At 67.2% G+C, this 20,102-nt stretch carries 25 protein-coding genes; 4 read left to right on the plus strand and 21 right to left on the minus strand.

Annotated features, from left to right (window positions below):
• Positions 1 to 72: 72 nt before the first annotated feature.
• The 16 genes from OG921_RS12460 to rpsJ form a co-directional block, all read right to left on the minus strand.
• Positions 73 to 1,005, minus strand: coding sequence for a hypothetical protein (locus OG921_RS12460; RefSeq protein WP_266112751.1), 933 nt, complete (start codon positions 1,003 to 1,005; stop codon positions 73 to 75).
• 132 nt (positions 1,006 to 1,137) lie between these two features.
• Positions 1,138 to 1,323 (minus strand): type Z 30S ribosomal protein S14, encoded by a 186-nt coding sequence (locus OG921_RS12465; RefSeq protein WP_266112752.1) that lies wholly within the window; start codon positions 1,321 to 1,323, stop codon positions 1,138 to 1,140.
• Between the two features lie 2 nt (positions 1,324 to 1,325).
• Positions 1,326 to 1,892, minus strand: coding sequence for a 50S ribosomal protein L5 (gene rplE / locus OG921_RS12470; protein WP_266112753.1), 567 nt, complete (start codon positions 1,890 to 1,892; stop codon positions 1,326 to 1,328).
• A 1-nt stretch (position 1,893) separates the two neighbouring features.
• Positions 1,894 to 2,208, minus strand: a complete 315-nt coding sequence (gene rplX / locus OG921_RS12475) for a 50S ribosomal protein L24 (protein ID WP_266112754.1) — start codon at positions 2,206 to 2,208, stop codon at positions 1,894 to 1,896.
• Entirely contained in the window at positions 2,208 to 2,576 is a 369-nt protein-coding gene (gene rplN, locus OG921_RS12480; RefSeq protein WP_266112755.1) for a 50S ribosomal protein L14, read from the minus strand. Before rplN ends, rplX begins: the two co-directional genes overlap by 1 nt.
• 113 nt (positions 2,577 to 2,689) lie before the next feature.
• Positions 2,690 to 2,971 carry a 30S ribosomal protein S17 gene (rpsQ, locus tag OG921_RS12485; protein ID WP_266112756.1) on the minus strand — a complete coding sequence of 94 codons (282 nt, stop codon included), beginning with the start codon at positions 2,969 to 2,971 and terminating at the stop codon, positions 2,690 to 2,692.
• Positions 2,968 to 3,201, minus strand: coding sequence for a 50S ribosomal protein L29 (gene rpmC / locus OG921_RS12490; RefSeq protein ID WP_266112757.1), 234 nt, complete (start codon positions 3,199 to 3,201; stop codon positions 2,968 to 2,970). Before rpmC ends, rpsQ begins: the two co-directional genes overlap by 4 nt.
• Entirely contained in the window at positions 3,201 to 3,617 is a 417-nt protein-coding gene (gene rplP, locus OG921_RS12495; protein WP_266112758.1) for a 50S ribosomal protein L16, read from the minus strand. The genes rpmC and rplP overlap by 1 nt, the downstream gene beginning before the upstream one ends.
• 3 nt (positions 3,618 to 3,620) lie before the next feature.
• Positions 3,621 to 4,424: a 30S ribosomal protein S3 gene (rpsC, locus tag OG921_RS12500; protein WP_266112759.1), complete on the minus strand. Its 804-nt coding sequence runs from the start codon at positions 4,422 to 4,424 to the stop codon at positions 3,621 to 3,623.
• Positions 4,424 to 4,822 (minus strand): 50S ribosomal protein L22, encoded by a 399-nt coding sequence (rplV, locus tag OG921_RS12505; RefSeq protein ID WP_266112760.1) that lies wholly within the window; start codon positions 4,820 to 4,822, stop codon positions 4,424 to 4,426. Before rplV ends, rpsC begins: the two co-directional genes overlap by 1 nt.
• Positions 4,819 to 5,100 (minus strand): 30S ribosomal protein S19, encoded by a 282-nt coding sequence (gene rpsS / locus OG921_RS12510; protein WP_005518370.1) that lies wholly within the window; start codon positions 5,098 to 5,100, stop codon positions 4,819 to 4,821. Before rpsS ends, rplV begins: the two co-directional genes overlap by 4 nt.
• 15 nt (positions 5,101 to 5,115) lie before the next feature.
• Positions 5,116 to 5,955: a 50S ribosomal protein L2 gene (rplB, locus tag OG921_RS12515; RefSeq protein ID WP_266112761.1), complete on the minus strand. Its 840-nt coding sequence runs from the start codon at positions 5,953 to 5,955 to the stop codon at positions 5,116 to 5,118.
• A gap of 37 nt (positions 5,956 to 5,992) precedes the next feature.
• The gene (gene rplW, locus OG921_RS12520; RefSeq protein WP_266112762.1) at positions 5,993 to 6,298 is read right to left on the minus strand and encodes a 50S ribosomal protein L23; all 306 of its coding nucleotides are present in this window, start codon (positions 6,296 to 6,298) and stop codon (positions 5,993 to 5,995) included.
• On the minus strand, positions 6,295 to 6,978 hold the full coding sequence (rplD, locus tag OG921_RS12525; RefSeq protein ID WP_266112763.1) for a 50S ribosomal protein L4: 684 nt from the start codon (positions 6,976 to 6,978) through the stop codon (positions 6,295 to 6,297). The genes rplW and rplD overlap by 4 nt, the downstream gene beginning before the upstream one ends.
• A complete protein-coding gene (rplC, locus tag OG921_RS12530; protein ID WP_266112764.1) occupies positions 6,975 to 7,640 on the minus strand; it encodes a 50S ribosomal protein L3 in 666 nt (221 codons plus the stop codon). Before rplC ends, rplD begins: the two co-directional genes overlap by 4 nt.
• Positions 7,641 to 7,654: 14 nt before the next feature.
• A complete protein-coding gene (rpsJ, locus tag OG921_RS12535; protein WP_003938093.1) occupies positions 7,655 to 7,960 on the minus strand; it encodes a 30S ribosomal protein S10 in 306 nt (101 codons plus the stop codon).
• Between the two features lie 467 nt (positions 7,961 to 8,427).
• Between rpsJ and OG921_RS12540 the strand changes: the two genes are divergently transcribed.
• Positions 8,428 to 8,904 (plus strand): hotdog fold domain-containing protein, encoded by a 477-nt coding sequence (locus OG921_RS12540; protein ID WP_266112765.1) that lies wholly within the window; start codon positions 8,428 to 8,430, stop codon positions 8,902 to 8,904.
• 21 nt (positions 8,905 to 8,925) lie between these two features.
• Here the strand turns inward: OG921_RS12540 and OG921_RS12545 are convergent, their stop codons facing one another.
• A complete protein-coding gene (locus OG921_RS12545) occupies positions 8,926 to 10,479 on the minus strand; it encodes an amidase (protein WP_266112814.1) in 1,554 nt (517 codons plus the stop codon).
• A 205-nt stretch (positions 10,480 to 10,684) separates the two neighbouring features.
• Here OG921_RS12545 and OG921_RS12550 point away from each other — a divergent pair, with 205 nt between their 5' ends.
• Positions 10,685 to 11,839: a lycopene cyclase family protein gene (locus tag OG921_RS12550; RefSeq protein ID WP_266112766.1), complete on the plus strand. Its 1,155-nt coding sequence runs from the start codon at positions 10,685 to 10,687 to the stop codon at positions 11,837 to 11,839.
• A gap of 4 nt (positions 11,840 to 11,843) precedes the next feature.
• Here OG921_RS12550 and OG921_RS12555 read toward each other — a convergent pair whose 3' ends face one another.
• The 4 genes from OG921_RS12555 to OG921_RS12570 all read right to left on the minus strand — a co-directional run bounded on the left by OG921_RS12555 (position 11,844) and on the right by OG921_RS12570 (position 16,954).
• Positions 11,844 to 13,469 (minus strand): amidase, encoded by a 1,626-nt coding sequence (locus tag OG921_RS12555; RefSeq protein ID WP_266112767.1) that lies wholly within the window; start codon positions 13,467 to 13,469, stop codon positions 11,844 to 11,846.
• Positions 13,470 to 13,553: 84 nt separating this feature from the next.
• Positions 13,554 to 15,119 (minus strand): fatty-acid--CoA ligase FadD5, encoded by a 1,566-nt coding sequence (fadD5, locus tag OG921_RS12560; RefSeq protein ID WP_266112768.1) that lies wholly within the window; start codon positions 15,117 to 15,119, stop codon positions 13,554 to 13,556.
• A gap of 36 nt (positions 15,120 to 15,155) precedes the next feature.
• Positions 15,156 to 15,959, minus strand: a complete 804-nt coding sequence (locus OG921_RS12565; RefSeq protein WP_266112769.1) for an enoyl-CoA hydratase — start codon at positions 15,957 to 15,959, stop codon at positions 15,156 to 15,158.
• A 2-nt stretch (positions 15,960 to 15,961) separates the two neighbouring features.
• Positions 15,962 to 16,954, minus strand: coding sequence for a nitronate monooxygenase family protein (locus OG921_RS12570; RefSeq protein ID WP_266112770.1), 993 nt, complete (start codon positions 16,952 to 16,954; stop codon positions 15,962 to 15,964).
• Between the two features lie 182 nt (positions 16,955 to 17,136).
• Between OG921_RS12570 and OG921_RS12575 the strand changes: the two genes are divergently transcribed.
• Positions 17,137 to 18,441 (plus strand): TetR/AcrR family transcriptional regulator, encoded by a 1,305-nt coding sequence (locus tag OG921_RS12575; RefSeq protein WP_266112771.1) that lies wholly within the window; start codon positions 17,137 to 17,139, stop codon positions 18,439 to 18,441.
• Entirely contained in the window at positions 18,438 to 19,955 is a 1,518-nt protein-coding gene (locus OG921_RS12580; protein WP_266112772.1) for an aldehyde dehydrogenase family protein, read from the plus strand. The genes OG921_RS12575 and OG921_RS12580 overlap by 4 nt, the downstream gene beginning before the upstream one ends.
• Positions 19,956 to 20,102 lie beyond the last annotated feature (147 nt).

A 20,102-nucleotide genomic window follows, 5' to 3' on the forward strand; every position in this document is an offset into this window, starting at 1 on the left:
CTCGCGGACTACCGGGTCGAACCCCGCCGCGGCGCCGAAACGTCCGATGGCCTCGTTACGCCGAAGTCCAGTTCAGCCGGCGACGCGCTGCAAGGTCACCGTCGTCAGCGTGAGCAGCCGATCGTCATTGCCGGCGTCGACGAGCCGGATGCTCAGCACGCTGTGATCGGCGGCGTCCCGGATTACGGTCCCGTACGACCGCGCCGGCCCGGATCCGATCTGGGCCAGATAGTGCACCTGCATATCGGTCGCGACGAGGTCGGGCCGCATCGCGTGCGCGGCCGCCTCGACGAAGATGGCCTGCGCGCCGCCCTGGAGGGTGCCGATCGAATTGAGCACGGACGGCGTCTTGTCGAGTTCGAGAACCCCGCCGGCCGCGTCCAGGACCCGCAGGCCGAGCCGGGAGTAAATCGTCCCGTCCACGGGCTCGCCCGGACGTTCCCGGAGCTTCCCGATCCACTTGCCCGGGGTGTAGGAATCGGCGTCGCGCGCGGCGGAGCGTGGGAGGCGAGCGAAGGTCACCAGCCCGCGTGCGGCGAGGGTGAGCGCGCCGGCACTACCGACCGTGTCGATTACTTCTGCGGCCTCGCGCAGATCGGTGATGCCATGCCCGTCGTAGACATCTGCCGACACGACGACGGTCTTCTTTCCGACGCGCACGAGCCGGCTGTCCACGATGACGGGGCCCTCGGAAACCGGGGCGACCGCGTGTAACGCAATGTCCTGAGTGGCGGTCCAGTCCGGATGCACGACCACGAGCGCGGGATCGGACGTCACGAAGTCGACCAGCGTCATCAGCAACCCGAGAGAGGCCGAGCCCGCATGCGAGCGCAGTTTGTCGCTCAGCCTGGCGCGCATCAACGAGCGTTCCCGCGACACCTGCAGCGAGACGAGATCGAAGTCGGAGCTGAAGTAGTCGCGCGTCGCCGGCTCGACTACGGTCGAGTCCGCGCTGAAAACCGCGGCAGCAACGGCGGCGGAAACAGCATTCTCTTGATCGAGCATAGGTTCCATCATGACAGAGAATGCCATTTACATACACGGCCGGGTGCCCGGAACGCGACGAAGGGGCGGTTGCCAGAACGAGCGTCGTTGGACGTCGCCGGCAATCGCCCCCTCGTCGAAGGGTCTAGCTGCTTACCAGGAGCTCTTGTGCACGCCCGGCAGCTCGCCACGGTGCGCCATCTCGCGGACGCAGATACGGCACAGGCCGAACTTGCGGAAAACCGCGTGCGGACGACCGCAACGCTGGCAGCGGGTGTAACCGCGGACCTTGAACTTCGGCTTCTTGTTGGCCTTGTTGACCAGTGCTTTCTTGGCCATGCTCAGTTCTCCTTGAACGGGAAGCCGAGGTGCTTCAGTAGGGCACGGCCTTCCTCGTTGTTGGTCGCAGTGGTAACGACGGTGATGTCCATGCCGCGCGGGCGATCGATGCGGTCCACGTCGATCTCGTGGAACATCGACTGCTCGTTCAGGCCGAACGTGTAGTTGCCGTTGCCGTCGAACTGCTTCGGCGAGAGGCCGCGGAAGTCGCGGATACGGGGCAGCGCGATCGAGGTGAGGCGATCGAGGAACTCCCACATCCGGTCACCGCGCAGCGTCACGCGCGCACCGATCGGCATGCCCTCACGCAGCTTGAACTGCGCGATGGACTTGCGGGCCTTGCGGATCTCCGGCTTCTGACCGGTGATCAGCTGCAGGTCGGTGACCGCGCCGTTGATCAGCTTCGCGTCACGGGCGGCGTCGCCGACACCCATGTTCACGACAACCTTCACGACGCCCGGGATCTGCATGACGTTCGCGTAGTTGAACTCTTTGTTCAGTTCGTCGCGAATCTCGCTGCGGTAGCGCAGCTTCAGCCGCGGCTGGACTTTGTTCTCCGTGGTGGTCATCTCAGATGTCCTTCCCGTTCTTACGGGAGATGCGGACCCGCTTGCCGTTGTCATCGGTCCGGTAGCCGACCCGAGTCGGGTTCCCGTCGGAATCCACGACCATCACGTTCGAGACGTCGATGGGGGCTTCCTGCGTCACGATTCCGCCGGACTGCGCGCCACGCTGGTTGGCCGAAATCGCAGTGTGCTTCTTGATGCGGTTCACGCCCTCGACGAGGATGCGGTTCTCCTTGGGGTAAGCCTGGATGACCTTGCCCTTGGCGCCCTTGTCCTTGCCCGCGGTGACCAGCACCGTGTCGCCCTTGTGCACCTTCATCACAGCACCTCCGGGGCGAGCGAGACGATCTTCATGAACTTCTTGTCGCGCAGCTCGCGGCCGACCGGGCCGAAGATGCGGGTACCGCGAGGATCGTTGTCCGGCTTGATGAGCACGGCGGCGTTCTCGTCGAAACGGATGTAGGAACCATCCGGACGGCGGCGCTCCTTGACGGTGCGGACGATGACGGCCTTGACGACCTCGCCCTTCTTGATGTTGCCACCGGGGATGGCGTCCTTGACGGTGGCGACGATGACGTCACCGATCCCGGCGTAGCGGCGCGACGAGCCACCGAGCACACGGATGCAGAGAATCTCCTTCGCACCCGTGTTGTCGGCGACGCGCAGCCGCGACTCCTGCTGAATCACTTACTTCTCCTTGACCTGGATTCTCTATACGCGCCAGATTGCCGACCAGACGCGCGCGGTCGTGTGGTGTGCGTGGCGCGAGTGGATGAACACCGCACCACGCACACCGGGTACTACTTCGCCTTCTCGAGGACCTCGATGAGCCGCCAGCGCTTGGTGGCCGACAGTGGGCGGGTCTCCATCAGACGAACGCGATCGCCGATGCCGGCGGTCTCCTGCTCGTCGTGCGCCTTCACCTTGCTGGTGGTGCGGATGATCTTGCCGTAAAGCGGGTGGCTCTTGCGATCCTCCAGCTCGACCACAATGGTCTTCTGCATCTTGTCCGACACCACATATCCGGTACGGATCTTGCGGCTGGCGCGCTCTTCGTTGCTCACTGCTTTTTCCTCACTCATGCCACATCACCCTCGGGTCCGGTGGCCAGGCCGAGTTCGCGCTCACGCATGATCGTGTAAACCCGCGAAATCTCGTGACGCACCACGCGCAGCCGACGGTTGTTGTCGAGCTGGCCGGTGGCCATCTGGAAGCGGAGGTTGAACAGCTCTTCCTTCGACTCGCGGACCTTGGCGACGAGTTCCTCGTCGCTGAGTTCGCGGAGCTCTGCGGCCGGTGTTCCGGTAGCCATCAGAACTGCTCCTCCCTGGTCACGATCCTGCACTTGCACGGGAGCTTGTGCATCGCGCGGCGCAGTGCCTCGCGTGCGGTCTCCTCATTCGGATAGCTCATCTCGAACATCACCCGTCCGGGCTTGACATTCGCGACCCACCACTCGGGCGAGCCCTTGCCGGAGCCCATTCGGGTTTCTGCCGGCTTCTTGGTCAGCGGGCGATCCGGGTAGATGTTGATCCAGATCTTGCCGCCACGCTTGATGTGCCGAGTCATCGCGATACGCGCGGACTCGATCTGCCGGTTGGTGATGTAGGCAGGCTCGAGCGCCTGAATTCCCCACTCACCGAACGCGACCTGGGTGCCGCCCTTGGCTGCACCCGAACGCTTCGGGTGGTGCTGCTTGCGGTGCTTGACCCGCCGAGGCATCAGCATGCGTCAGCCCTCCTGGTTTTCCGCCGGAGCCGGTGCGTCCGCCACAGCGGTGGCGGCACGGCCGGCCTCGGTGCTGGTCGCGGTGGTACCGGCCGAACCCGAACGACGCGGGCGGCTCGGCCGCTCACGCCGCGGACGGTCACCGGCCGGGGCGGCCGCAGCGGCGAGCTCACGCTTGCCACCGACGATGTCGCCCTTGTAGATCCAGACCTTCACACCGATCCGGCCGAAGGTGGTCTTGGCCTCGTACAGGCCGTAGTCGATGTCCGCACGCAGCGTGTGCAGCGGGACACGACCCTCGCGGTAGAACTCCGAGCGGCTCATCTCGGCGCCGCCGAGGCGACCCGAGCACTGCACGCGGATGCCCTTGACGTTGGGCTGACGCATGGCCGACTGGATGGCCTTGCGCATCGCCCGACGGAACGCGACACGGTTGCTCAGCTGCTCGGCGACACCCTGTGCCACCAGCTGTGCCTCGGACTCGGCGTTCTTGACCTCGAGGATGTTCAGCTGAACCTGCTTGCCGGTCAGCTTCTCCAGGTCGGCGCGAATGCGGTCGGCCTCGGCGCCGCGGCGGCCGATGACGATGCCCGGACGCGCGGTGTGGATGTCGACGCGAACCCGGTCACGGGTGCGCTCGATCTCCACCTTCGCGATGCCGGCCCGCTCCATGCCGGTGCCGAGCAGCTTGCGGATCGCGACGTCTTCCTTGACGTACTCCGCGTACTGCTTGTCTGCGTACCAGCGCGACTTCCAGTCGGTGGTGATACCGAGGCGGAAGCCGTGCGGGTTGATTTTCTGGCCCACTACTGAGCTCCCTTCCGACGGTTACGAGTCGCGCCGCCCTGGGTGGGCACGCTCTCGACCTCGATGGTGATGTGGCTGGTCCGCTTGCGGATCCGGAACGCACGGCCCTGGGCGCGCGGCTGGAATCGCTTCAGGGTGGAGCCCTCGTCGACGTACGCCTTCGAGATCACCAGAGTGGCCGGGTTGAGGCCGAGGTTGTTCTCGGCGTTCGCCGCCGCGCTGGCGACGACCTTGGCAACCGGCTCGCTGGCGGCCTGCGGCGCGAACTTCAGGATCGCGAGCGCATCGGTCACCGAACGACCGCGGACCAGGTCGATGACGCGGCGCGCCTTCATCGGCGTCACGCGCACGAACTTGGCCGTGGCGCGAGCTGTCTGGTTCTGAACTGGTGCAGTCATCGCCTCTTGCTCTTCCGGTCGTCCTTGATGTGTCCCTTGAACGTCCGCGTCGGCGCGAACTCACCGAGCTTGTGGCCGACCATCGAATCCGAGACGAACACCGGCACGTGCTTACGGCCGTCGTGGACCGCGAACGTGTGACCGATGAAGTCCGGAATGATCGTGGAACGACGGGACCAGGTCTTGATGACCTGCTTGGTGCCCTTCTCGTTCTGCACGTCCACCTTCGCAAGGAGGTGGTCGTCGACGAACGGGCCCTTCTTCAGGCTGCGTGGCATTGCTTAACCTCCTCCTTAGCGCTTGTTCTTGCCGGTGCGACGGCGACGGACGATGAGCTTGTCGCTCGGGCGGTTGGGCTTGCGGGTACGGCCTTCCGGCTGGCCCCACGGGCTGACCGGGTGGCGGCCACCCGAGGTCTTGCCCTCGCCACCACCGTGCGGGTGATCGACCGGGTTCATGACCACACCACGGACGGTCGGGCGCTTGCCCTTCCACCGCATACGGCCGGCCTTGCCCCAGTTGATGTTCGACTGCTCGGCGTTGCCGACCGCACCGACGGTGGCGCGGCAGCGCACGTCGACGCGACGGATTTCACCCGAGGGCATACGCAGGGTCGCGTACGGACCCTCCTTGCCCAGCAGCTGGATGCTGGAACCGGCCGAGCGGGCCATCTTGGCGCCGCCGCCCGGACGCAGCTCCACCGCGTGGATGGTGGTACCGGTCGGGATGTTGCGCAGCGGCAGGTTGTTGCCGGGCTTGATGTCCGCGGACGGACCCGACTCGATGCGCACACCCTGCTTCACGCCGACGGGCGCGATGATGTAGCGCTTCTCGCCATCGGCGTAGTGCAGCAGCGCGATGTTCGCGGTGCGGTTCGGGTCGTACTCGATGTGCGCGACCTTGGCCGGGATACCGTCCTTGTCGTCGCGACGGAAATCGATCAGCCGGTAGGCACGCTTGTGACCGCCACCCTTGTGTCGGGTCGTGATGCGGCCGTGCGCGTTGCGGCCACCCGTGCTGTGCAGCGGGCGGATGAGCGACTTCTCGGGGGTCGACCGAGTGATCTCGGCGAAGTCCGAGACGCTCGAGCCGCGGCGGCCCGGGGTAGTCGGCTTGTACTTGCGGATTGCCATGAGTCTTCTCGTCCTCTGCTCTCAGAAGTCCGGTCGCCTAGGCGACCGGTCCCCCGAAGATCTCGATGGGCTTGCTGTCGGCCGAGAGGGTCACGAGCGCGCGCTTGGTGCTCTTGCGCTGGCCGTAACCGAAGCGGGTCCGCTTGCGCTTGCCCTGACGGTTGGCGGTGTTGACGTTGGTCACCTTCACACCGAAGATCTGCTCGACGGCGATCTTGATCTGCGTCTTGTTCGAGTCCGGGTGCACGATGAAGGTGTAGGTACCTTCCTCGAGCAGCCCGTAGGACTTCTCCGAGATGACCGGTGCCAGCACGATGTCGCGGGGGTCGGCGATGGTGCTCACTTGCTCTCCTCCTGCACGTCCTGAGCCGACTCGGCCGGCCCGTGCACGAAAGTGTTGAGCGCCTCGACACTGAAGACGACGTCGTCGCTGTCGAGCACGTCATAGGTATTCAGCTGATCCGGCGCGATCGGGTGGACGTTGTCCAGGTTCTGCACGCTCTTCCAGGCCGCGATGTCCTCACGCCCGATGACGAGCAGCAGCTTCTTGCGGTCGGAGATCTCGGCGAGGAACGTCCGCGCGCCCTTGGTCGACGGCGCCTGGCCGGCCACCAATTCGGAGATCACGTGGATGCGCTCGCTGCGCGCCCGGTCCGAGAGGGCCCCGCGCAGGGCGGCGGCCTTCATCTTCTTCGGGGTGCGCTGGCTGTAGTCGCGCGGCTGCGGGCCGTGCACGACGCCACCGCCGGCAAACTGCGGCGCGCGAGTCGAGCCCTGACGAGCCCGGCCGGTGCCCTTCTGGCGGTACGGCTTGCGGCCACCGCCGCGGACCTCGCCGCGAGTCTTGGTGGAATGCGTGCCCTGACGCGCGGCGGCGAGCTGTGCGACGACCACCTGGTGCATCAGCGCGATGTTCGCGGTCACGTCGAAGATCGCGGCCGGCAGCTCGACGGTGCCCTCGGTCTTACCGCCCGGGGCCTTGACGTCCAGCGTCAGCTTCGCGTTGGTCTCGGTGCTGGTCATGCCCGCGCACCACCCTTCACTGCACTCTTGACGATCACGACGCCGCCCTTGCGGCCCGGGATCGCACCCTTGATCAGCAGCAGACCGTTCTCGGCGTCCACCTTGTGGACCGAGAGGTTCTGCGTCGTGATCCGGTCATTACCCATGCGGCCCGACATCCGGGTGCCCTTGAAGACACGACCCGGGGTGGCACAGCCACCGATCGAGCCGGGGCGACGGTGCACGGCCTGCGCACCGTGGCTGGCACCCTGGCCGGCAAAGCCGTGCCGCTTCATGGTGCCGGCGAAGCCCTTGCCCTTGCTGACGCCCGTCACGTCGACGAACGCGCCGTCCTCGAAGACCTCGGCGGTCAGTTCCTGACCGATCTCGAAGGCCGAGGCATCGGCAACGCGGATCTCCGCAACGTGCCGGCGCGGGGTGACGCCTGCCTTGGCGAACTGGCCGCTGACCGGCTTGTTCACCTTGCGGGGATCGATCGCGCCGAAGGCAACCTGCACGGCGCTGTAGCCGTCGCGCTCCACGGTCCGGATCTGGGTGACCACATTCGGGCCCGCCTTGATCACGGTGACCGGAACGACGCGGTTGTTCTCGTCGAAGACCTGGGTCATGCCGAGTTTGGTGCCCAGGATGCCCTGCGCGGGCCTGCTCTTGTTGTCGCTCATCTGCTGCCCCGAACTCACTGGATGTTCACGTCGACACTGGCCGGCAGGTCGATGCGCATGAGTGCGTCGACCGTCTTCGGCGTCGGGTCGAGGATGTCGATCAGCCGCTTGTGGGTGCGCATCTCGAAGTGCTCGCGCGAGTCCTTGTACTTATGCGGCGAGCGGATGACGCAGTACACATTCTTTTCGGTGGGCAACGGCACCGGGCCGACGACGCGGGCCCCGGTACGGGTCACCGTCTCGACGATCTTGCGCGCAGACGCGTCGATCGCCTCGTGGTCGTAGGCCTTGAGCCTGATGCGGATCTTTTGTCCCGCCACGCTTCGTGTCCTTTTCTTGCCGCTTTTCGTAGTCCGGATTCGCTACCCGGGCCACCTCGTCTGGTTTGCAGTGCTCCAGTCCACGCAAGGCCACAACGTCCACGCGATCGGTACATGCCAATCGCAGCCGCTGTTCACCTGTCATGGTTCTCCGGTCCACGCGGTCGGGCGTGTCGCCTTGCCGCACATTCCCCTGCCCGATCTCATTCGATCTGGCCGGCGGAATCGCTTCCCGGTTGCGCCCTGTCGGGCGCGGGATCCTGCTCCGTCTTGCACTGTCCTCGACCTGCGATTTCTCGCTTTCGATGACCGCATTCTCGCCCGACGCGGGCCGCACGAGGGCGCGTCCCATGTCAAGGCAACCCGACTAGTATGCAGCAGAGGCCACGTCGAGTTCAAATCCGACCTCGTCACAGCGCGGAGAGCCGATCTTACTTTTGGGTAGGTTCGGCGTCTACGATCGCCGGATGAGTCTGCAGACAGCCACCTACCGCGCCTGGCAACGGCTGCCGGACAATCCGCTCGGGCACGCCGTGTTCTCGCTCGGGATGGTCGCCCGGGTGCCCTACTTCTCCACCGTGCTGCCCACCGTGACGGCGCTCGAGCCCGGACACTGCGAGGTCGCCGCACCGAAGTGGTACGGCATCCGCAATCACCTCGGCACCTTCCACGCCATCGCCGCGTGCAACCTCGCCGAGATCGCGATGGGCATGCTCTGCGAGGCGACGGTGCCGACCACCCACCGGTGGATTCCCAAAGCGATGAACGTCGAGTACCTGGCGAAAGCCGAGACCGGACTCCGCGCCGAGGCCCGAATTGCGGAGCTGCCGGATTTCGCGGCCATCACCGAGGGCGCCGACCTCACCGTGCCGGTGCACATCCGTGACAAAGCGGGCACCGAAGTGGTGCGCGCACAGATCACCACCTGGGTGACACCGCGCTGACCGAGATCGGCCCGCGCTTCGTCAGCCGATCGGGTTCATCGGCGGCGTTCGCCACGGCGCGGCCGCATCGATCGTATTGGTGGGATCCGGACCCGGACCCGGCGCCACCGGAGCGATCTCGGGAATCCGGGCGGGCGCTGCCACGAGCGTCGGCCCGTCGCGCCAGACCGGCAGCGCTGCTTGAACCTCGAGCCCTATCTGGATGAGTTCGGCGTCCTGCCAGGGTCGCGCGCCGAACTGGACCCCGACCGGGAGGCCGGTCGCCGCGGACCGTCCCGCCGGCAGAGTTACGACCGGGGCTCCCGCGTAGTTCGCCCACCGCGTGTCTCCTACCACGCCGTCGGTGACGCTGACCCCGAGGAACTCGTTACGGCGGGCACCGTCCACCGACGAACCGGCCACCACGATCGCATCCAGACCCTGATCCGCGAACATCCGGTTGTACTCCGCCTGATAGCGCTGGCGGTCGCGCTCGCACGTGAAGTAGTCGCCCGCGGGCATATTCAGCGACGCCACCGCCGCTGCGGCGAACAACGCGCTCTCGGGTCTGTACAGGCCGAGGCGATCGCCGAACTGCCGGTGGTACGCCCCCACCTCCGCCCCGTCCCTGGTAGCAAGCGACGACGGCAATGCCGGCATCGTCACGGGAACGGTGTCGGCACCGAGGGATCGGGCGAGGTCGACGACCCCGTCGATGACCCGCTGCACCGCCTGCGGTGGCGCGGGGTTCGGATTCTCGGGCAACCCGAGCCGCACCCCCGCGAGTGGGGCGTGCCCGCCGACGGCAGCGATCGGATACCCGCCGTCCGGGACCGGTGGTCCGAGCGCGGTAATCGGGTCGGCGGCATCCGCGCCGGCAATCACCGACAGGAGCAGTGCGGCATCCGCGAGGCTGCGCGCCATCGGGGCGACGTGATCGCACGTCCAGGTCAGGGGGATCGTCCCGTACGTGGCGATGCGCCCGTAGGTCGGCTTGATCGACGAGACGCCGCACGCGCTGGCGGGCAATCGCGCCGACCCACCGGTGTCGGTGCCCATCGCCAACGGCACGAACCGAGCCGCGAGGGCCGCCGCACTCCCGCCCGACGAACCGCCTGGGGAAAAGTCGGTGTTCCACGGATTGCCGACCTGCGGGGTCGTGAGGCCGATCGCGAACTCGTCGGCGTGCACGTGTCCCATCAGCACTGCACCGGCGTCCTCGAGCCGACGCCAGACCCCCGAATGACCGGCAGCGATGTTGCCTTCGAGCACGCGACTCGAGGCCGTGAGGGGAAGTCCCGAGACTGCGAAGAGGTCCTTCAGGGCTATCGGCAATCCGCACAGCGGTGACACCGATGTCTGCTCCCGGCGCGCCCGCAGCAGCCGGTCGGCCGCCGCATCCGCGGCTGTGTAGGCGACCTCGGGATACAACCGGATCCACGCACCGATCGCACCGTCGAACATTCGGGTGCGGTTCAGACACGCGTCGAGCAACTCACGCGGATGCAGCTGTCCAGCCTGAAGGAGCGCCGCGGCGTCCACAGCGCTCAACAACGCCGGATCGGTGACCGGGACAGCGTCCGGGGACGGCAGCATGCCGGCCGGCGCGGCGCGGCCGACGGCCACGGATAGCGATCCCCACGCCAGCATGCCGCCGGCAGTTCCCGCGATCAGCTGCCGTCGACTGACACCGTTCCCCACGCCCGATACCCAATCACGAACCGACCGGGGGTGCTGCTGCGGCCGCGGGTTGGCGCCACCTGGGTGGCGCCGCGCTGCTCGAAGTCGGTTGAATGCTCGCATGAGCACTGGCGACGTCGAGGTCGATGTCTGCGTGGTCGGCCTCGGTCCGACCGGCCGTGGACTCGCAGCGCGTTGCCTGGCACGCGGACTCAGCGTCGCCGCCGTGGACCCGCATCCAGACCGGCCGTGGGTCCCGACGTACTCGTGTTGGGTGGACGAACTACCCGATTGGCTCCCCCCATCGGTGATCGCGTCGCGCGTGGCGGCACCGACGGTCTGGACCACGATCGAGCATCGCATCGAGCGGCCGTACGCGGTGATGTCGAAGACCGAACTGTGGAAGGCGCTCCCGACTGCGGGTGCCCGAGTCGTGGCGCAGAAGGCCGCGCAGGTCGGTGCGCACCGCGTCGAGGTGGCCGACGGCACCGCCATTACCGCGGCCGTGGTGTTCGACTGCCGCGGTTTGCCGCCGGTCGGCACGCGGCCGGCGGCCAGCGCGCACGGCATCTTCATCGCGGCCGAACGGGTCGCCGACTACGTTGCGCCGGACGAGGCGCTGCTGCTCGACTGGCGCAACGAGAACGACGCCGCACCCGACGCTCCCCCGTCGTTCCTCTACTCGGTACCGATCGGCGACGGGACGGTCATCTTCGAAGAGACCACGCTCGGGATTCCCGGCGGGCTGACACAGCGCGAACTGCGCCGCCGGTTGATCGCCCGATTGCGCACGCACGGAATCGAACTCGACGGCAGCGAGCACAGCGAGTCGTGCCACTACCCGCTCGACCAGCCACCGCCGCGGCGGCATGGCCACAAGCGCGAACCGATCCCGTTCGGTTCCCGCGGCGGCATGATGCACCCGTGCACCGGGTACAGCGTCGCCGATTCACTTGCGCTGGCGGACACGGCCGTCGAGGCAATCGTCGCCGGTGAGGATGCGGTCAAGCAGTTGTGGACGCCGAGTGCCCGTGCCGTGTACTGGATGCGGATGCGCGGGCTGACCGGCATGGGCCGACTCACCACCGAGCAGACCGTCGCGATGTTCGACTCGTTCTTCACCGCCTCCCCGCGTGGGCAGCGGGCGCTGTTGTCGGCGCACGACGATGCCGTCGCGCTCGGTGCCGTGTTGTTCAACACGGTCGCGCACACGTGGCCGTTCCGCTGGCGCTTCGACCTGGTGGGCTGGACGAATCGAAAACGGTGGGCGGTCTAGCCACCTACAGCGCGTGCGCGATCGGCGCTGCCGCGCCCTGGGTGTTCGTCGGGTCCGGACCCGGTCCGGGCGGGCCGCGACGAACCTCCGGTAGCGAGCGCGGGCTGTCGGCCAGCACCGGAACATCGCGCCACACCGGATGCGCGTTCTCGAGCTCGAGCCCGAGCTGAATCAGATCGGCGTCGCCCCAAGCCAGCCCGCCAAGCTCGACGCCAACTGGCATGCCAGTTGTTTTCGAGCGCCCTACCGGAATCGAAATCGTCGGAACGCCCGCGTAGTTGGCCCACCGCGGATCGATCTCGCCCTCGGCGAACGCCTCGCGGGAAAGCCCGTCGACCTTGATGCTCGGATAAACGATCGCGTCGAGATGCGAATCGGCGAACATGCGGTTGTAGTCGTCCTGATAGCGCTTCATATCCTGAAACCCCGTCAAGAAATCGCCGACCGGCACGGCCAGCGACGCGACGGCTTGTGCGACCGACGGCTGCAAATTGGGCTGGTAGTCGCCCAGTCGGTTTGCGAATTGCCGGTGGTAGGCGCCCATTTGAGCCAGAATGCCGGAACCTACGTTCGGCAAGGCGGGCATGGCCACGTCACGAAGTTCGGCGCCGAGGTCCCGGGCGAGCGCGAGGAACTCTTCGAACAACCGCAATACTTCGGGCGCGGCGTTGGTGCGCGCATGTTTCGACACGCCGATGACCCGTCCGCTTAGCGGACGGTCGCCACCGCGGGCGACGAGTGGGTAGCTACCGTCGAGCCCATTCGGTACCGAACCTGCGCCGCCGGACATGCTGGTGAGCAGCAATGACGCGTCGGCGAGTGACCTCGCCATCGGCCCCGCAGTGTCCATTGTCCATATGAGGGGGATGACTCCATCCAGCGGAATCCGCCCATAGGTCGGCTTGATCGAGGAGACCCCGCACGCCGCAGCCGGAAGGCGAAGCGAACCTCCGGAGTCGGTGCCGACCGCCAGTGGGACGAACCGAGCGGCGAGCGCTGCCCCGTTGCCGCCGGACGAGCCACCCACCGAACGCTTCGGGTCCCACGGGTTTCCCACCTGCGGTGTGAGTACGCCCCAGGCGAACTCGTCCATATGGGTATGTCCCATGAGGACCGCTCCGGCCTCGCTCAACGTTCGCCAGACGGCCGAATCGCCTGCCGCGATATTGCCTTCGAGCACCTTGCTGGATGCGGTCAGCGGGAGTCCCGCCACCGCGTAGAGATCCTTCAGCGCGATCGGCAGACCGCAGAGCATCGGGGCCGAGGTGCCGTCGCGCCGGGCCGCGCTCAGTCGTACTGCCGCCGCCTCCGCCCCAACGTATGCGAGCTCGGGATATACCCGGATCCAGGAGTTCAGCACTCCGTCATGCGCGCGAGTCCGGGCGTAGAGGCTGTCCAGCAGCTCGCGCGGATGCAATCTGCCCGACTGAAGCAGGCTGGCCGCCTCCACGGCGCTCAGCATTGCTGGATCGGTCGCGGTGATGGTCCCCGGGTCGGGCAACCTGTTGGCCGGGGCTGACGCCACGTTGGCCGGGGCCGCGGACGCCACCCGGCCGCCGAACAGCGCGGCGCCGGCGGCACCCAGCGCTGCGGCGCCGAATAGCCTTCGGCGAGAGATGTCCGAAATCATCACGCAACCCTTGAGTAGAGGTAAGACGGGGGCAGTCGGCGCGCTACCTTCGAACACGCCGAATGGCCCCGGCTTCCAGATCGCTCAGCCGGCGAATTCGTTACGCAACGACGGCTTGACCACCTTGCCGCTCGCGTTGCGCGGCAGCTCGTCGACGATCACGAGATCCTTCGGGTGCTTGTAGCGCGCGAGGTTCTCGTTGAGGAACGCCTCGAGCTCGGGGATGGTCAGGTCGGCGACGCCGTCGAGCGCGATCACGGCCACCGGCACCTCGCCCCACTTGTCGTCCGGCCGACCGATGACCGCGGCCTCGCGGATGTTCGGATGCGCGTACAGGACGTTCTCGACCTCGGCACAGTAGATGTTCTCGCCACCGGAGATGATCATGTCCTTCTTGCGGTCGACCACGAAGATGAATCCCTCATCGTCGCGCACCACGAGGTCGCCGGAGTGGAACCACCCGCCCGCGAACGCCTCGGCGGTCGCCTCGGGCTTGTTCCAGTAGCCCTGCATCATCGTCGGCCCGCGGTACACGATCTCGCCGACCTCACCGGGAGCGACATCGTTCATCTCGTCGTCGACGATCCGGGTCTGGATCGTCGGGATCGGGATCCCCACCGAGCCGAGCTTGCGCAGCGCATCCTTGCCCTCGAGCACACAGGTGATCGGCGACATCTCGGTCTGGCCGAAGACCGCGACGTTCTGCGCGTCCGGGAAGGTCTCGGCCATCGCACGCAGCACGGTGTCCGAGGCCGGTGCCGCACCCCAGCTGATCACCCGCAGCTTCAGGTCACGGTCCTTGACGGTCGGGTCCGCGCACACCGCCTGCCACTGCGCGGGCACCGCGAAGCAGGTGGTGGCACCCTCGCGCTCCCAGGCGTCGAGCAACTCGGTCACATTGAACGCGCCGAGCGGGTGGATCACGGTCTTGCCGCCCATGAGCAGGACCGGCGCGATGCTGCCCAGGCCGGCGATGTGGAACATCGGCGAGGTGCAGAACGCGACATCGTCGGGCCGGCTGTCCAGCGCCCGCAGACAGGTCAGCGCCTGCGAGTTCATGTTGCTGTAGGACAGGACCGCGCCCTTCGGGCTACCCGTCGTGCCCGAGGTGTACATGATCAGCGAGGCGGTGTCCTCCGGAATATCCAGCGGGACATGGGCTTCGCCCTCCTCCGCGAGCACGTCCTCGTAGCCGAGCACATCGCCCTCGGTCCGGCCGTCGACCACGATGCAGTGATCCAGGCCCGGGGTGGCGTTCCGCACGGCCGCCACCAGCGGGGCGAGCACGCTGTCGGTGATCACTACGCTCGCGCCACTGTCGGAGACGATGTAGCCCATTTCCGGCGGCGTGAGGCGGAAGTTGACCGGCACCGCGATCGCGCCGAGCGCATTGATGCCCAGCACCGCCTCGATGTACTCGGTGTGGTTGAGCATGACGATCAGCACGCGATCGCCGAAGCCGATGCCACGGCGCGCCAGCCCGTCGGCCAGCGCCTCGGACCGGTCCGCCAACTGCTTCCAGGTGGTGTCCTTGCCGAGGTAACGGAAAGCCGTGTTGCCGGGCTGCATTTCGGCATGCACTGCGACCTGGGTGTTCCAGGTGTTACGGCGCGAGCGGAGTGGTTGGTCGAGCTGAACGGACACGGTCACCGGCCTTCTTTGCAGGGGTTCGTCGTTGTACGGGAATTACTTGCCGAAGACCGGCTTGCGCTTGGTCAGCATCGCGGTGACGCCTTCGATGAAGTCCGCCGAGCTCAGCAGCTCGATCTGGCCTTCCTTCTCCCGCTCCAGCGCGCCGTCGAGCGCCGCGAGCGTGGCGGCGTTGACCGCGCGCTTGGTGAGCTCCTGCGCGCGGCGCGGGCCCTCGGCGAGCTTGAGTGCCGCAGCCTCGACCTTCGCGTCGAGTTCGTCGGCCGGGACCACCGCGGTGATCAGGCCGGCCGCCTTGGCCGACTGAGCCGAGAGTCGGTCACCCAGCAGGGCCATTTCGGCGGCCACCGCGCGTCCCGCTGCCGCACCGACGAGGGCGCTGGCGCCGCCGTCGGGCATCAGGCCGATGTTGATGAAGGCGAGCAGCAGGTAGGCGTCCTCGGTGGCGTAGGTGATGTCGGCCGCGATTGCGAGTGAAGCGCCGATACCCGCGGCAGCACCATTGACCCTGGCGAGGACCGGCACCGGAGCTTCGACGATCGCGCGCACCAGACGGTTCGCGCCGTCCATCGTCATTTCCGGCGTGACACCCGCGGCGGCGGCCTCGCCGGTCGCAGCGAGATCGGCACCGGTGCAGAACGCCTTGTTGCCCTCGCCGGTGAGCACGATGACCCGCACCGAGGGATCCTGGCCGGCGGCGATGATGGCATCGCCGAGAGCGATCATGGCGTCGTAGTCGATCGCATTCATCCGCGCCGGCTTGGCGATCGTGATGCGCACGATGCCGCCGTCCCGTTCGGAGACGAACCCGGCGGTGGCGGTTGCGGTTGCGTCGGTCATGGTCAGTTCCTCACTGCCGCAGGCTCAACGACGCTGTCGAGCAGGCGGCCACGGATGAGCTGCTCGGCCTCGGTGACCATGCGCTCGACGAGGTCGGCGACGGTCGGGATGTCGTGGATCAGGCCCTGGCACAGGCCAACCGACCAGATGCCGGCCTCGATGTCGCCCTCCTCGTAGACCTTGCGGCCACGCTGGCCGGACACGAGATCCTTGATGGCCGCAAAATCGCCGCCCTTGTTGAGGATTTCGACAACCTCGCGGCTCACACCGTTGGACGCGACGCGCGCGGTGTTGCGCAGGGTGCGGAAAATCAGCTCGGTGTCGAGTTCGCTGTTCGCGACGATCTGCTCCTTGACCTTCTGGTCGATGCTCGACTCCGCGGTGCACAGGAAGCGAGTGCCCATGTTGACGCCGTCTGCGCCGAGCGCGAGCGCCGCGACGAGACCCTTGGCGTCGGCGATGCCACCGGAGGCGATCATCGGGATGTCGAGCACGCGGGCGGCGGCCGGAATCAGCACGAGGCCGGGGATGTCGTCTTCACCGGGATGGCCGGCGCACTCGAAGCCGTCGATGCTCACACCGTCCACGCCAACCTGCTGCGCCTTGAGCGCGTGGCGGACGCTGGTGCACTTGTGCAGCACCTTGACGCCGGCGTCCTTGAAATGCGGCAGATGCGTGGCCGGGTTGCCGCCGGCAATTTCGACGATCTTCACCCCGCCGTCGATGATCGCCTGCCGGTACTCCTCGTAGGGCGGCGGCGTGATCGAAGGCAGGATCGTGAGGTTGACGCCGAACGGCTTGTCGGTGAGCTCCCTGGTGCGATCGATCTCCTTACGCAAGTCGTCGGGGGTCGGCTGGGTCAGCGCCGTGATGAAGCCGAGCGCGCCCGCGTTCGCCACAGCAGCGACGAGTTCGGCACGGCCGACCCACATCATTCCGCCCTGCACGATGGGGTGTTCGACCCCGAACACCTCGGTGAACCGGGTACGCAGCATAGGGGTTTCCTCTTTCGACTCAGATGACCGCACCGCCGAGCGGCGCTTTTCAATTTCGCGAATTGTGGTTAACTTATTGAGTCGTTGGCTGCCTGTCAACAAGCATGCGCGTGTCGGCGCACGCGATCGAGATGGACACCTGCGACGACAGTAAGCGCAGGTAGACCGGAGGGGAGGTGGTCATGGCCGACCGCACGCAGATCAGCTCGGTAGCCGAAACGGCGCCGCGTCGACGCCCGCGCAACCGCAAGGCGCAAATCGCAGTCGCCGCAGCCCGTGCCTTCAGCGAACGCGGCTACCACCCGGTCGGGGTGGACGAGATCGCCGCCGAACTCGGTATATCCGGGCCGGCGATCTATCGCCACTTCCCGAACAAGTACGCCCTGCTCGTAGCGGCCGCCGACGCGGAGGCAGCAGCACTGAGCAATGCGGTGGACGACGTCGCCGACGAGTCACTCAGCCCCGCAGAGCAACTCGATGCGGTCATCGAGTCGCTGGTCCGGGCGACGATCGAGCATCGCCGCGCCGGTGGGCTCTACCGTTGGGAACGCCGATATCTCGAGCCCGCCGACCGCGCCCGAGTACGGGAAACGCTCGACCATGTGGGCCGCGCCATCGCCGACCCGCTGTCCAAGCTTCGGCCCACCACGCCGGCCGACGACATCGCGATGCACGCCTCGGCGGCACTCAGCGTGATCGGCAGCATCACCGCACACCGGACCGCGCTCGCGGCCGATCAGCTCGAACCGTTGCTTGCGAGCATGTCGACGGCCGTCCTCGGCTGCGAACTGCCGCCCGCGCCCGACGCACCGCCGCCCGCCCGGTCCGGCGACCGGGGCCTGGCGGTGACCTCCCGACGCGAACGGGTGCTCAACGAGGCGATCAAGATCTTCGCCGCTCGCGGCTATCACGAAGCGAGCATCGAGGACATTGCCACTGCGGCTTCGATCAACGCGTCGAGCGTGTACCGCTACTTCCCGTCGAAGGCCGATCTGCTCGCGGCGGCGTTCTACCGCACCGCCGACCGCGTCACGGCGGCGTTGTCCGACGCACTCGCAGAATCGGTCGACGCCGTGGACGCGCTACGTCGCATCTCGCAGAAATACCTCGCGCTCGCGTTCTCCGGGCCCGAACTGCTTTCGGTGTACTTCGCCGAGTTCGGCAACCTCCCCGCGGCCGAACAGAGCAGCCTGCGCGCTATCCAGCGGCAGAACATCGAGGAGTGGGTGCACCTACTCTCCGAGCTGGCACCCGGCACGGTCTCGGCCCGGTTCCGCGTGCACGCCGCACTCGGCCTCGTCCTCGATATCGGCCGGCTGATTCGTTTCGACCCACGCCCACAATCGCAGGTAAGAGTGCAGACCCTGATGCTGCACGTCCTCCTCGGCGACGCCGAGATCCCAATCGAAGCACGCTCTGCCACGAACACCGCTGCCACGAACACCCCCGCCACAAACACCACTGCCACACCCAAGGAGCCCGCATGACCGAGGCACCCGTCGCCGCACGCCCCGTCGAGGCGGCACCGGAAACCCTGCAGTCTCTCAACCCGGCGACCGGGGAACTCGTCGCCGAATTCCCGATCGATGACGCCACCGCAGTCGCGACCGCGGTCGGCCGCGCGCGTGCGGCGCTTCCCACCTGGCGCGACCTCGGCTTCGACGGCCGGCGCAAGGCGCTGCTGCGCTGGGCGTCACAGTTGATCAACAACGCCGACGAGCTCAGCGACCTGGTGCACAGGGAGAACGGCAAACCCGCCGAGGACGCGTTCCTCGAGCTGATGCTGACCCTGGAGCACATCGACTGGGCCGCCAAGAACGCGAAGAAGGTGCTCTCGCCGCAGAAGGTGAAGCCCGGCCTGTTCATGGCCAACCACGAAGCCGTCATCGAGCGGCGCGCTTACGGCGTGGTCGGTGTGATCGGGCCGTGGAACTACCCGCTCTACACCCCGAACGGCTCGATCGCCTACGCGCTCGCCGCCGGCAACACCGTGGTGTTCAAGCCGAGCGAGTACACCGTCGCGATCGGTCGCTACTACGTCGAGGCGTTCGCCAAGGCCAACCCGGAGCTGCCCGCGGGCGTCCTGTCGGTCGTGTTCGGCTACGGCGAGACCGGTGCCGCACTGGTGAAGTCGGAGATCGACAAAATCGCCTTCACCGGGTCGACGCCGACCGGCAAGCGCATCATGGCAGCCGCTGCCGAGCGGATGACGCCGCTCGTGCTCGAGTGCGGCGGCAAGGACGCGGCCATCGTCGCGGCAGACGCCGATGTCGACGCGGCCGCGGAGGCTATCGCGTGGTCTGCCATCCAGAACAGCGGACAGACCTGCGTCGGTACCGAACGGGTCTATGTCGAGGAGGCGGTCTACGACACGTTCCTGACCGCGATCCGCGCGAAGCTCGTGGGGGTGGCGCCGGGCTCGCACGATTCGGCGTCCTACGGCCCGATGACGATGCCTGCTCAGGTCGATGTGGTGCGCAAGCACATCGAGGACGCGCTGTCGCGCGGTGGCCGGGCGCTGCTCGGTAGCACCGAGTCGGTGCGCGCGCCGTTCATCGACCCGGTGGTGCTCGTCGACACCCCGGAGGACTCGCTGGCCGTCACCGAGGAGACGTTCGGCCCCACCGTCACCGTGCGCGCGGTGAAGAGCATCGATGAGGCGGTCGAGCTGACCAACGCCAGCGAATTCGGGCTCGCCTCGATGGTGTTCTCGAAGTCGAGCGGCATGGCGATCGCCCGTCGGCTGCGTGCCGGAGCGACCTCGGTCAATGCGCCGTTGTCGTTCGCCGCGATCTCGGCGCTGCCGTTCGGTGGCGTCGGGGCCTCGGGCTTCGGGCGCATTCATGGTGCCGATGGCCTGCGCGAGTTCGCCTACCCGCACGCGATCGCCCGGCAGCGCTACGCGATCCCGGGCATGGCGTTGCTGACCTTCGGGCGGAAGTCCTCCACCGTCGCGATGATCAAGAAGGTAATTACGTTCCGGCACGGCCGGCACAGCTGATCGGTCGGCGGGCACAGCGGCCGCGGGGTACGGGCGAGTCGAGGGGTCTCGGCCGCACCCCGCGGCCGACTGTTGTGTCCAATCTGTAACATCACGGCATCCTCCGGGGATTTACTGCCGGGGGGCAACTTCCCAGGCGCACGGGAC

Source organism: Aldersonia sp. NBC_00410 (assembly GCF_026342035.1).
GTDB lineage: Bacteria > Actinomycetota > Actinomycetes > Mycobacteriales > Mycobacteriaceae > Aldersonia.